Source organism: Streptomyces sp. NPDC057565 (assembly GCF_042801455.1).
GTDB lineage: Bacteria > Actinomycetota > Actinomycetes > Streptomycetales > Streptomycetaceae > Streptomyces > Streptomyces yanii.
Genome location: NZ_JBHVFU010000035.1, coordinates 75071 through 87302, shown reverse-complemented (window position 1 = coordinate 87302; position 12232 = coordinate 75071). Strand labels below are relative to the sequence as shown.

At 70.1% G+C, this 12232-nt stretch carries 9 protein-coding genes and 1 pseudogene; 2 read left to right on the top strand and 8 right to left on the bottom strand.

Annotated features, from left to right (window positions below):
* Nucleotides 1–97: 97 nt before the first annotated feature.
* Together ACFU8W_RS36365 and ACFU8W_RS36360 are read left to right on the top strand one after the other, a co-directional pair.
* Nucleotides 98–466 (top strand): helix-turn-helix transcriptional regulator, encoded by a 369-nt coding sequence (locus ACFU8W_RS36365; protein ID WP_031095228.1) that lies wholly within the window; start codon nt 98–100, stop codon nt 464–466.
* Nucleotides 467–478: 12 nt separating this feature from the next.
* Nucleotides 479–961: a hypothetical protein gene (locus ACFU8W_RS36360; protein ID WP_345509456.1), complete on the top strand. Its 483-nt coding sequence runs from the start codon at nt 479–481 to the stop codon at nt 959–961.
* Between the two features lie 507 nt (nt 962–1468).
* On the opposite strand, the pseudogene ACFU8W_RS36355 reads toward ACFU8W_RS36360, so the two are convergent.
* From ACFU8W_RS36355 to ACFU8W_RS36320, 8 genes and pseudogenes are all read right to left on the bottom strand, one after another.
* Nucleotides 1469–1648, bottom strand: a pseudogene (locus ACFU8W_RS36355) (histidine phosphatase family protein); the annotation flags it as partial.
* The gene (locus ACFU8W_RS36350; protein WP_384046807.1) at nt 1645–2451 is read right to left on the bottom strand and encodes a hypothetical protein; all 807 of its coding nucleotides are present in this window, start codon (nt 2449–2451) and stop codon (nt 1645–1647) included. The gene ACFU8W_RS36350 and the pseudogene ACFU8W_RS36355, both read right to left, overlap by 4 nt.
* A 447-nt stretch (nt 2452–2898) precedes the next feature.
* On the bottom strand, nt 2899–4422 hold the full coding sequence (locus ACFU8W_RS36345; protein ID WP_384046804.1) for a hypothetical protein: 1524 nt from the start codon (nt 4420–4422) through the stop codon (nt 2899–2901).
* Between the two features lie 689 nt (nt 4423–5111).
* On the bottom strand, nt 5112–5627 hold the full coding sequence (locus ACFU8W_RS36340) for a hypothetical protein (protein ID WP_384046801.1): 516 nt from the start codon (nt 5625–5627) through the stop codon (nt 5112–5114).
* A complete protein-coding gene (locus ACFU8W_RS36335) occupies nt 5620–7314 on the bottom strand; it encodes a type IV secretory system conjugative DNA transfer family protein (RefSeq protein WP_384046813.1) in 1695 nt (564 codons plus the stop codon). Before ACFU8W_RS36335 ends, ACFU8W_RS36340 begins: the two co-directional genes overlap by 8 nt.
* Before the next feature lie 35 nt (nt 7315–7349).
* Nucleotides 7350–8903, bottom strand: a complete 1554-nt coding sequence (locus ACFU8W_RS36330; protein ID WP_384046798.1) for a type VI secretion protein — start codon at nt 8901–8903, stop codon at nt 7350–7352.
* Entirely contained in the window at nt 8903–10426 is a 1524-nt protein-coding gene (locus ACFU8W_RS36325) for an SCO6880 family protein (protein WP_384046796.1), read from the bottom strand. Before ACFU8W_RS36325 ends, ACFU8W_RS36330 begins: the two co-directional genes overlap by 1 nt.
* A 3-nt stretch (nt 10427–10429) precedes the next feature.
* Nucleotides 10430–12064 carry a hypothetical protein gene (locus ACFU8W_RS36320; RefSeq protein WP_384046793.1) on the bottom strand — a complete coding sequence of 545 codons (1635 nt, stop codon included), beginning with the start codon at nt 12062–12064 and terminating at the stop codon, nt 10430–10432.
* Nucleotides 12065–12232: the final 168 nt, after the last annotated feature.

Here is a 12232-nt window from a genome sequence, read left to right as displayed (position 1 = left end):
GGTCCGAGGAGCTGCGCAGTCAGAACCTGAAGGACCACACCGAAGGCTGGCCCCTGGAGCTCGACGCGCTCAAGACACGCGCCGAACAGCCCTCCGCGTGACGGAAGAACGTCCCGGCGCCGCCGAGGTCGTCGACAGCGTCCTCGGTGCGCTGGCCGACCCGACGCGACGTCAACTGCTTGACCTGCTCGCCGCACAGGGCGAGGCCACTGCCACGACGCTCGCCGAACGACTTCCCGTCTCGCGGCAGGCGGTGGTCAAGCACCTCGCCGTCCTGGAGGCCGCCGGGCTGGTTTCCGGCGGCCGGGTCGGACGCGAGGTGCGGTATGCAGTGCGGCCCGCAGCGCTGGACACGACGGCACGGTGGATGGCCTCGCTCGCGGCCTACTGGGACCGGCGGTTGGCGAACATCAAACGCGTCGCTGAGGCAGCGGAGCGGGATTCGAGTTCGACACGCCCCGAATGAAGGAAGCACGCTATGGACACGACAGTACTTCGCAGCGCCTACGACAGGTTGCTCGATGCGGCGGCCATCCCCGACCTCGGCGACGCGGACAATGGCGGATGGAACGCCGACCAGATACTGGCCCATCTCCTCAGCGTCGACGCCTCGATCGCAGCGGTTGCTCTGGGCGTCGTCGCCGGCTCACGGCCCACCTTCGACAACCGGATCTCCCTCGACACCTGGAATCTTGACCGGATCATCACCGAGCACTCAGGTCGGGCGGACCTGATTGATCATGTCCGGAGCCAGGCCACCGTCCTGTGCGACATCGCCGATCAACTCAACGAGGAAGCCGCCTCGGTTCTGGTGCCGTCGCTCCTCCTTTCCAATGACGCACTCGTGCTGGACCAGCCGATTCCGCTGGCAAGCCTCATAGATGGCCTCGCCGAAGACCACGTGCCCGTGCATACGCAACAGCTCCTCGATCTTCGCGTCGCCGTCCCTGGGCACGCCTGAAGGCGGCGCCGGAGTCGAACATCGGGCACCCGGTCCCCCGGTCTCCCCTTGAGGACCGACTGCGTGGACCGGGCCGCTCCGCCGACGCACGGCGCCCTGCAGGCACATGTCGACGCATATGCCTCGCAGAAATAAGTAGTTCTGCCAGGCCACGACCAGCGGTCGAGAGGTGTCCGTGCCCGTTGCCACCGCATGCCCGATAGCCCTGGCTGCCAGCGAGCGGCACCGGCTGAAGAAGATGGCCTGGGGCCACAAGACCGAGTACCAGCTGCACCTCCGCGCCCAAATCGTCCTGCACGTGGCACGCGGGCTGGCCAACGCTCGAATATTGGACGCCCTGCCTGCGTTCCCGGACACACCGTCAGCATTCGGAATGACTCGTCCAGGCCTACGGGAGCCTGGAGGCCAGGAGATCGTCGGCTCGATCACCCGACTTCGGCCCCCGGCGTCCGCCCGACCCGATTCCCTTGCGGGCCATGGGCTTCAGCCGGCCGGGGGCAGCCCGTGCGCGTCCGACAGGAAGCGCAGGGCGGGAACACAGTCGGCCTCGCGCAGCCAGGGGCCGGCCGCCGGGGCGTCACGACGGCCGCGCGGGGCGAGAGGCCGCTCGTGGTCGGCCACGTCGTCGAGCCAGGCGGATTTGGCGTGCCGCAGCACGACCAGGCATCGGGAGTCGCCCGAGGTCATGGTGTCACCTGGTCCTGGTGGCCGACCTCGCGCGCGAGGTCCAGCCCGAGGACGCGGTCGAAATGGGCGAACGTCTCGAACTTGGCACCGGCCGCCACGTCCGCGTCCCTCTCCACGCTGCGCAACATGTCCAGGACGGCGGGGACGCCGAGATTGTCGGCGAGCGCGGCATGAGCCTGTCGCAGCAGGTCGACAGGGATCGGCCTGGATGGCTCCTGCGCCCAGTCGGCCACCAGGTGCCGCCAGTGCCGCAGTGTCCGCCGGGCCTCGACGAGCGCGGCACCGGTGACCATGACGGGCGTGCGGTAGGCATGGCCGAGCAACAGCATCCTGATAGCCAGCGGGTCGGTTCCCTCTGGGGCGGCTGTGTCCGGGGAGCCTGGGCCTCCCTCGTCCGGGGGTGCCGCGCCGACCCGGCCCACATCGATCCGTACCCCGCCAACGCTGTCCTGCTGGTCAGTACCGTGCGCGAGCACATGCACGTCGGCAGCAGCGCTCGGTGTCCCGCTCGGATCGTGAGCACGGACGGTGGCGGGCGGGTGGATGCCGAGTACGGCCATGACCCGGTCGAGCGCCTGAACTTGCTCCTGCGGCAGGTCATGCACGGTGAGCACCGTGAGGGTCTGCAGGCCGTGCAGCTCAGCGGTGCGCGCCAGTACGTCGCCGAGCAGCAGCACACGCAGGTGCACTGCACCGATCCCGTTGTCGGCGACCGGCAGATGGACGCAGATGCGCAGGAGGTGGCGGTGCGCGGAGGGAATCTCCACGAGGCGACCCGTGCGGGCGTCGGCGATACGCAGCATGCTGCGGAGGCTAGTCGTGGAAACCTCCGGTACACAGGAAGCTGGCAGATGGAAGCCTCGGGTCACCGTCGTCGCGCTCCTCCTCGGCGTAGGAGGCGCTGGCGAGACGGCGCAGGGCCCCAGCCCGACACCAGGGCCGACGGCTCCGACAAGCTCGGGACCTCAAATTCCGTGAAGCTTTGGCCTCTGTCGCCGGTCCGGAGAAGAGAGCAGGAGCCCGGACTTACATGGGTCCGGGCTCGCGCGCTACTCCTGCAGTGGCTGCGCGAGGCGTCGGGCAGCGTCCTCCGCTCGAAGGAACCGGGCCTCCCGCTCCAGGATCTCCGGGTCCGTCAACAGCCGTAGTAGCGGTGCTTCGAGCTTTACCGCCTCCACCACCGCGCCTGTGGGCTCTTCCGGCGTGCTCAGCGCGTTCTCCTTCGGTTCTCAGTGGGGACAACAACTGCCTCAGGTCGAGAGACGGGGCGCACCCGTCCGGGCGGCCGGCCCAAGGGTCGCCGCCGCGGGGCGGGACGCACTCTGCTGGGCGGATGCGGCCGGGGTGGCAGGTCCGGTGAGGCCCGGTGGGAGGGTCGCCGCGAGCCGGCCGCCGTGGTGCGCGGCGAGATCGGCCATCGTCTTCAGGGCGGCGAGGTCGGCTGGGCTGAACCGGCCTGGCTGTGCCTGGGCACGCTGCACGATCCCCTGCGCGTGTTCGGCCACCGCACTGTAGGGCCCGGCCGCCGGCCCAAGACCGGCAGGCAGCTCCGAAGGCGGCAGCTGCTGCCAGGCCTCGCGGAACTCCGCTACACGGCGGTGCGGGGAGGCGCTGAGCTCCTTGCCCATGTCGGTGTCCGCCCAGGCCTGGAAGGCCTTGGCAATCTCGCGAGAGGCCTTCATGACGTCGTCCCGCGTGGCGTACGGCATCGGGGCGTTCGACCGCAAGGTGCTGCGCAGCTGGCAGATTTCAGCGAGATTCTGGTCCTGGGCGGCGGTCACGGTGTCGGCGTCGGGCCGCTCGCTGCGCGGACTGCTGTAGGCCAGGGCCGCGTCGGAGACCTTGAGCAGCGCCTCGGCGGTCGGCAGGTCCGGGCGCGTGGCGCCGCTGCGCAGCCGGTCGGCCCCGGCGTGCGCCCAGCGGGCGATGGTGTCGCAGGTGCGGGCGGAGAACGTGCGCCAGAACCCCTGGACGCGCACGTCGTCGGCCAGCCGCTCGAAGTAGGGGCCAGCCTTCTCCTTGATGACATCCCACAGATGGGCGGTAGCGCCGCGGACAGTCTGCAGCTGCTGCCACTGCGGCGAGTCCTTGAGCGCCGGAGCATGACGATCGGCCTCCTGCAGGGCCGTGTGGACCGCGGCGGCTGCCAGTTGAGGGTCGGCCGCACTGGCGGGGGCGGAGGCAGCGGCCGCGGGCTGCGGACCCACACTGTCCGTTGCAACCTGTGGGCTGGGCACCGTGCGCTGCCACTGCTCTTCCAGAATGCGCAGATCGTTGTCGACGGCGGCGCGGAGGTCCTGGGCGGTGCCCAGGTCGGGCGGAACGATGTCGGCCCATGCCTCCTCCACCCGCTCGAACGCCTCGGGCAGGCCCACCGGTTCGATGAGGTTGGCAGCCCACAGGTCCGCGGGACCATAGGCGTTCCCCGGATCGGTGCGGCCCACTTCCGTGGAAGCAGCGGCCGGTGCGGGCGGGACCGCTGGCGCCTGCGTCGGGGTCGAGACGCCAACGGGTGTCTTCAACTTCCATGTCGGGGCGCCGTATCCGTCGTACAGAACCCCGTCGCGTGCGGTCCACCCCGCCCCGTCCGGGAGGTCGTTTCCGGTCCACAGCGGAAGCTTGCGCTGCGCCTCGGGCATCGCCGCCTCGGCATTCGCTCGCGCCCGCTCCTCCAGTGCGGATGGCGGCGCCGCTTGCGGGTCAGGGACGGGCGGCTGACTGACCCGGGAGACCTCGGCGGCCGCCTGGATAGGGTCAACGGTGAGTGTGGCCATGGGGGCTTCTCCATACGGTCGGGTGTCGCGGGCGGAAGCAGCGGCTCCGGAACATCGGCTGGCAGGAGCGGTTCGGCGATCTCCGGGACGTCATCTCGCTGCTGGCTGATCGCTTCGGCTTGCGGCGGGGTGCGTGCAGGGCGTATCGCGTCGCCGGTGGCCAAATCGGCTTCCTCGGTGGGCGTGCTCATGGGGGCGGCGTCCTCGTTCTGGGCGAAGAGGCCGAGCTGTGCGCCGGGGGTCAGCACCACAGGCAGCGGACTACTGGCCCGTGCGGTGTCCGGGCCGAGCGTTTCAGAAGTGGCGGGTGGCACGGCCGCGCTGGGCACCCGGACCGCGGGTTTGGGGGTGAACAAGCCGTGGGCTTGCCTGGCAGCGGCGGCCACACTTTCCGGCACGGGGGCGGCGTTCGGTGTCGCAGTGTCCGGCTTGGTGGGCGGCGGGGGTTCCGGGGCTGCCGGCGTCGCCACGGTTTCGGGCACGTACTCGTGGTACTCGCTGACGGCTGCGGGACGGCGGGTACCGGTGCGGTCGCGAGGGCTGTGGGTTCCCCGGGCTGCTGCTCGGAGGCGGTGAGTTCCATCAAGTGGGCGTCGGCCTGAAGCAACCCCCTCAGGCGCAAACCGTCCCTCGTCCCCCATCGATTCCTCCCTTCGCGTGAGTACTGTCTCTGCGGCGCGACAACACCTCTACAACAACGCGTCCAGTTCAGCGGTGCGCCGAGCCAGTTCGGCCGCGGCCGGATGCGCGGCCGCCGTGGTGGTGGCCTCGGCGGTGACCAGGTACACCTCGAACGCCTCGTCGGCGTCGGGCGGTGGCGGCACCAGCGGCGGCGGGTCCTGGTGGCGGCCGCTGGCACAGGCGGCCAGCTGCAGGCGGGGCGTGAAGTTATGCAGGGTGTTGATCCAGTCGGCCTCGGCAAGCTCCCGCCCGGCTGTCTGCTCGCCTGCATAGGTGCGCAGCCAGCCGATGTACAGGGCGGTCAGGTGCTCGACGACGGGCGGGTGGCGGTACCAGCAGGGCGGAATGTTGTTGTGGAGTTCGAATGTGCGGCGCAACCAGGTGACCCAGGTCGCGAGTTCGCGCATCCGGGCACGCCGCTCCGGCGGTTGCATGGCAGCCCACACCCACCGCTGAGGCTCCTGCTCGGCAGCGGCTGGTGGTGTCGGCCACAGGGAGGCGGGGTTGTCGAGGGCGTCAGACACGGGTGTCGGCCTTCCCTGGTGCGGCGGTTTTGGTGAAGCTGACCGTCCCCGTCGGGGGAACGGGGGCGGTCAGCAGCTTCTTGAGGTCCTTGTCGCGGAAGGTGAGCCGCATCCGGACCTTGATCGGGGGCTGGTTGGAGTACTGGGCAATCGCGGTGAAGTTCGGCAGCTGTTGGAGGGAGTGGACCGGGGCGAGGTCGGTCTCGGTGGCGGAGGTGTTGGTGGAGTACTCGCCGCGGGAGCGGCCGTGGGAGGTCCGCATCACCTCGGTTCGCCCGTACAGGCCGGAGAAGTAGCGCAGGGTCTCCAGGTCGCCGCAGCCGGGCAGCAGCATCCGCAGGCCGCTCGCGGACAGGACAGTGTTGGCCTTCTGGCTGCCGAGCCGGTCGCGGAGCTGGGAGAGGTCGTGCCACACGGTCAGGACGTCGATGCCCATGCCGCGGCCGGTGGTGAGGATGTTCGGCAGCCTCGGGTAGCGGAGCATGTTGCCGGCCTCGTCGACCATGACGCCCAGCGACGGGTTCAAGGGCTTTCCGGTGGTGTTGTAGCGGACTTCAGCACCGTGGATGATCGACGCGATGATCGAGGTCAGCAGCGGCGCGAAGCGTTCGGCGTCGGCTTCGGACGCGATGAGGCAGACGGTGCCGTTCTGCTCCAGAAGCTCCTCGACGGTGAAGTCGGTGCCCGAGCACGTTTCGCGGACTTCTTCGTCGGCGTAGACGCGAGCCAGCACGTTGAGACTGAACTGGATGCTGCCGATGCCGTCCTCGTGGAGTCGCAGCCAGGGGGATGCGTAGTCGTCGGCGACTTCGGTGTAGCCGTGCTGCAGCAGGACGGCGCGGACGTGGTCGACGGCGTCCTTGCCCAGCCCGAGCCAGCGGCGCATCGTGCTGACGCCGCCGCCGGAGAGGTTCGCGGCGAGCAGGATGCCCTTGAGGACGCTCTTGGCCTGGTCGATCCAGGGGGCGGCGCGCTTGTCGTCGCCGGAGGAGGAGGCTTCTGCCATCCACGCGGCCATCCGGTCGGCTGCTTTGGCGTCGGTGCAGTAGTCCACCGGGGACCACTTCTGGGTGGTGCGGCCGGGGATTCCGGCGGGGGCGATCACCCAGACCGGGCCGAAGTGGCGGCGGCGGGCGTAGATGATGTCCAGGTCGGCGGCCTTGGTGGTCGTCACGACCAGGGGGCCCTGCCACTCGGCGGCGTTCGGCAGTACCAGCCCTGTCGTCTTCGACGATCCGGGTACTCCGAACACGGTCGCGGAGATGTTGGGCTGGGCGGCCACGATCTTCTTGGTCCGCATCCCGCGTCCGGCGGTGATCCGGTTGGCGCGCCTGACCGGGTCCTGGGGTGCGGAGAGTTTGCGTTCTACTTTCGCCCCGCCCCACTGTGCTCCGCCGGTGCGGCCGCTGCGGTCGAGGAGGCTGACGGCTTTGACGGCCAGGGCGAGGACGGCGACGACCAGGAGGACGGCGAGCAGGTAGAACAGCCAGGCGGGCGGGGCCGGGGCGTAGGCGGCACCTGGGCCGCGTACGAGGGCGGTGAGGACGGTGGCGGGGGCGCTGTCGGTACGCGTCGCCCATCCGCGTCCGGACAGCAGGGAGGCGAGCGGTGCGGCCAGCAGTACCGCGCCGCCGACCGCGACCAGGGCGCCCGCGCTGTAGGCGGCGAGCAGGGTGTTGTCGTCCATGGCAGCGGTGGACGGACCGCTCTTCCGCGTCGCCGTCACACGACCATCCGCTCGTCGGTCTCGAACAGCTTCTGCTCGGTGTGGGAGAGGACGAGCTGGACGGCGTGGGAGCCGCCGCCGCGGCCTACCTTCCACAGGGCGCGGCCGCGTTGGCCGGCGCCCCAGGAGCCGATCAGGTCGCATTCGGCGTCGGTGAGTCCGATCGCCTCGCGGGTGATCTGTAGCGGGCGGGTGTCCTGGGCGAGCTGGATGCGGGTCTCGCAGGAGGAGATGAGGTCCTTGGCGATTGCCACGGCCTCCGAGCCGGCCGCGCCGACGCTCTCGAAGTCGGACAGGCGGTGGGTGGCGAGGATCTGGATGGTGCCGGTCGCCCGGGAGAGCCTGAGGTCGGCGTCGATCTTGCGGACCATGGCCGCACCGCCACTGCGCATCTGGCGCCACAGTTCGTCCCGTACGACGACCCACGGGCGCTGTCCGGGCCGGTCGATCGCCGCCTGTGCCCAGGAGGAGACGCAGGACAGCACCATGGCGACCGTCTCGTCGCCGTACTGCTCCAGGGCGGAGATGTCGACGGACTGGATGGGTGCCTCCCAGTCCAGGCCGATTGATGTCTCCTGGTCGAAGAGCCCTCCCAGATGGCCGTTGACCATGGAGCCGAGTGCCGAGCGGATGGTGGCCATCTGCTCGCGGGCCCGCTGCACTTCGCCGTCGCGGACGCGGAGTTCCCGGGCCATCGCGTCGGTGGGGTCACGCAGCTTGTCGTAGACCAGCGGCAGGGTGGGCACCGCGAGCCGGGTCTGCCCGTACAGCTCGCCTGTGACCTCCCGCACCGCGACGTCCAGGGCCTCTTCCTCCTGTGACTCCAGCGTCCGCTTGAGCTGGAGCTCCAGCAGGGCCTTGAGGAGGGTCAGGCGGCGGCGGTGGATTTCCTGCAGGCGGCTGCGGAGTTCGGCCGAGTCCGTGATCCGTTCGAGGCCCGCGCCGAGGGGTCCGGCGTCCAGCGGGTTGAGGCGGCCGGGCAGACCGGGGCCGAGCCGGACCGGCTCGACTCCCAGGTGGCGGCACAGACCTGCGTACTCGCCCTTCACGTCGCCCGCGATCAGGGTGCGGTGGCCGAACGCCATCAGCCGGAAGCACAGGGCTTTGATGTGGGCGCTCTTACCGGACCCCGGAATGCCGGTGATCATGACGTTGGGGTTGGTGCACAGTCCTTCGCGGACCCAGACCGCCGGATGGGCGGAGAACGCCTGCGTGGTCAGGGTGTTGTGGCCGATGTACGCGCCGACCGGCGGCAGCGCCCCGGCGTGCAGGAACGGGTACGCGCCGGCCGCGTTGCCGGTGTCGGCGCGCACCACCTCCGTGCGGGGCAGGGACGCGGACCGTCCCGCATACGGCTGTGCCCACCCCTTGCGCGGGGCGATCCGCATCACGGTGTCGGCGTCTTCGAGACGGCGGGCGGCGCGCTGCTCAGCGACCGTCGGACCGGCCTGGGCGGGAACGGAAGTTGTGTTGATGCCGGTGGCCTCGCCGATCCCGGCGGCGTTCAGCAGGGTGTCGTCGCCGGTGCGGCGGCGGGTGAGCAGGCCCATCAGAATCCCACCCTTCGGTCCGGCAGTCCCTGGCCGAGCGGAAGCGCGCCCGCGGCGAACCCGACGTCCTGGGCTCCCCACATGCGCCGCAGCTCCAGGCCGGCCGCCGCAGCGTCGGCCTGCATCTCCGCGCAGGCCGTCTCCAACTCCTCCAGATCGGTGACGGTCACCGACAGCACCGCGGTCATCCGCACCACGCCCTGACCGGACGCCCGGGCCATGTCCTGGGTGCGGGCGAGGTTGACCTCGCGGCGCTCGTCTTCGCTCTCGTCCCGGCCGGTCTTGGCCCGCAGGTACCGGGCGGAAGACCGCTTGCTCTTCTCCTTCGCGAGCTCCTGGCGGGCCCGGCGCGGGCCGAGCGGTTCGTAAACCAGGCTCATCGAGCGCCGGGCGTTGCGCCTCGGGCGCAGCAGCGGCTGCAGGAACGTCGCGTACACCTGGGCCTGCGGCCAGGTCCGCACCTGGTAGGTGACCGTCCAGGCCCCGTCGTGGCGGTAGGTACCCCATCCGGTCTCGGCGGCCGCGGGCCCGGTGAGGTTCGGGTCGACGCCTTCTTCGGCGCCTTCCCATCCCGGTGTCCGGGCGGCGGCGTTGGCGGTGGCGAGTGCGACCTGGGCGTCGGGGTCGTACGCGGTGCGCACGGTCTGGGCCAGCCCCCGCGGGGAGAGCCATTCGACGACCTGCAGACTCGCGGTGCTCAGTGCTCCGCCCAGTGCGTGGAGCTCGCGTACCAGGACGGCGGCGGCGCCGACCTGGCCGCCGCCGGCGCCCTTGATAGCGAGACGGGCGCGGGCCGCCGACAGGGTGATGGACAGGTACGTCTCCCGTGAGGTCGCCGCAGGACCGGCCCCTTCCATGACATCGGCCAGCGCGCTCACCGCTGCCGGCGGGGCGTCGGCGGTGATGTGCTGTGCGGTCCATGACCGCAGGGCGGCCCCGTCGTCGGGCAGGCACCGCTGGTGCACGGACAGGCGGGTGATGGGCGAGTCCTCGGTGCAGAACGTGCGCATCAGCGCGGCCCAGGAGGAGACCCGGGCCGCCTGCTTGTCGCTGTCCACCAGCGCCAGGCCGGGGAAGGAGACGCGGGCAACGGCGGTGTACGTACCGGCCACCGGGTCGTGCGCGACACCGAGAAACCCTCCCAGCCCGTCGGGTGCCTCCAGGATGCGGAGCCGGGCCAGGGTGCCGGGTAGATCCATCGGCTGGTGCCCGGTGCGGGCGGATCGGGGGGCGAACGGCCCGCTGAAGAAGATGTTCTGTTTTCTTGCCACGGCGATCTGATGCCTCACTGCCAGAAGGATCCATTCATCGGCGCTCAGCCCGCTCACCCGCCCGAAGGCGAGCAGAAGCAGCAGCAGAGCCAGCGGCACGCACACGGCGGCCGCGGCCCAGCTGGACAGGTTGACGGGGGTGAGCAGCAGCGCGCAGGCCACGGCGACCAGGGCGAAACCGGGCCCGGACAACCGCCCCATGAAGCCGGACTTCTCCGATTGCCATCCGCTGTAGGTGATGGGTTGTGTCATCGGCTATCCCTGAGTCGGAGGGCTGGGCGGCTGCACCGGCTGCAGCGTGCTCTGCGCACCGTCGTCCGCTTCCTGCGGTTGTCCGGCGGAGGCGGAATGGCGCCGCTGTGCGATAACGACGTGACGGCCGCCGGCCGCCCCGTGGTCGAGACCGGCGTGGCCAGCGGTGCTCGCCATGCCGGACTCGAGGGTGTCCTTGCCTGCGGCGAGGACCTGCAGGGGCAGGCCGATCGTGCCCACGACCCGGGATCCGAAGGTCCGTCCGCTCCCGCCTACAGTGCCGCTGCCCGTGCTCTGCACGGCGTTGGAGCCGCTGGCGGAGGTCTGGGCGTTGTCCTGCTCCAGGGCACGGGTATAGGCGCTGCCGCCGCCGACCGCCCCGGCCCCGCCCAACTCCGGCCGGTAGCCGCCGCTCATCGATGCGGCGGACGAGCCGATCGAGCTCATGATTCCGGAGGCGATCGCGCTCCCGCCGCCGACGGTGGAGAACGTCATGAACTTCGCCAGGACGGGCCAGGCGAAGCAGGCGAGGACGAAGATGACGAGGCCGACGAACATGTTCTGTACGCCGTCGCCCTCGGACATGGCGCCGAACCCGATCGCGAAGCAGAGCACGATCATCGGCTTCATCAGGATCAGTGCGATCAGCGCGTTGCGGGCCTTGGGCCACCATTCCTGGGTGGAGTCGGACAGCTGCCCGGCCAGCACCACGGGCATGGTCGCCACGAGGATCACGATTCCGGCCTGCCGCAGCAGCACCTCGATCCACAGTGCGGCGATCGCCAGGATGCACACGATGCCGACCACGATGATCACACCGACCGCCGCGGCCGTCACACCTTCACCGGTGATGAGCGCCGTGCCCACGGTCGCCGCGCCGCCGCCACCGGTGATCAGGCCGCCGAACAGGGTGCCCAGCTGCTGCTGCATCGCCTTGGTTGCATCGCCCGCACCCGAGCCGCCGCCGTGGAAGCTGTAGTTGATGATCCAGGTGGACACGGCATCCGACCAGGTCAGAGCCGTCTGCATGGCAATCACGTAGACCGACGAGATTATCCCCCACTTCGCCAGCCCCGTCACGGCAGTCGCCGCGGGCTCGCCTCGTTGGCTGATCGCCACCTTCCCGAACTGCAGCAGCAACAGGAAGGTCGCGATCAGCAAGGAGAGGACCGTCATGATGCCCTTCGGCTTACCGATGCCGGTCTTGGACAAATCGATGGTGGACGAATCGTTGAAGACCTTCGCGAACTCCTCCAGCAGCCACACCACGGACTTACCGATGTAGCGGGCGGCCTCCTTTAGAGCGTTCGAGGCCATCTCTGAAATCTTCCCGGCCACCCAGGTGACGGGGGTCTTCGCCTTGGGCGGGTGCTTGAAGCCGCCCTCAAGTTGGCAGTCCTTGAACGTGCCGCCCTTGGCGACACAGTCGGTGATGAACTTGTTCAGCTTCTCATCGTTCGGGTCGTCGGCCTTGTTCGGATACTCCTTGCGCCACTTCGCCAGCCGACGCTTCTCGAACGCCCTACGCCCCTCCTCGGAGCAGTTCGCGGCCCCTGTACCGTCAGCGCCCTCGCAGATGTCACCGCCGGTCGTGTTCCTACCCGTCCCAGGGGGAGCCGGTTGGCAGGAACCTTCCAAGTCGCCAAAGTCAAGGACGCACCAGTGGCCCATGTCGTCGATCCCTGCGGCATCACCTCCCTCAGCCCATTTCATAGGGGGTGGCTTCGGCGGGCCGTAATTGGCGTGCTTTCCCCCGTGATCCGCCACGGCGGCGGGAGCCGCAGCCAACCCAGCGGCCAGGCAGCA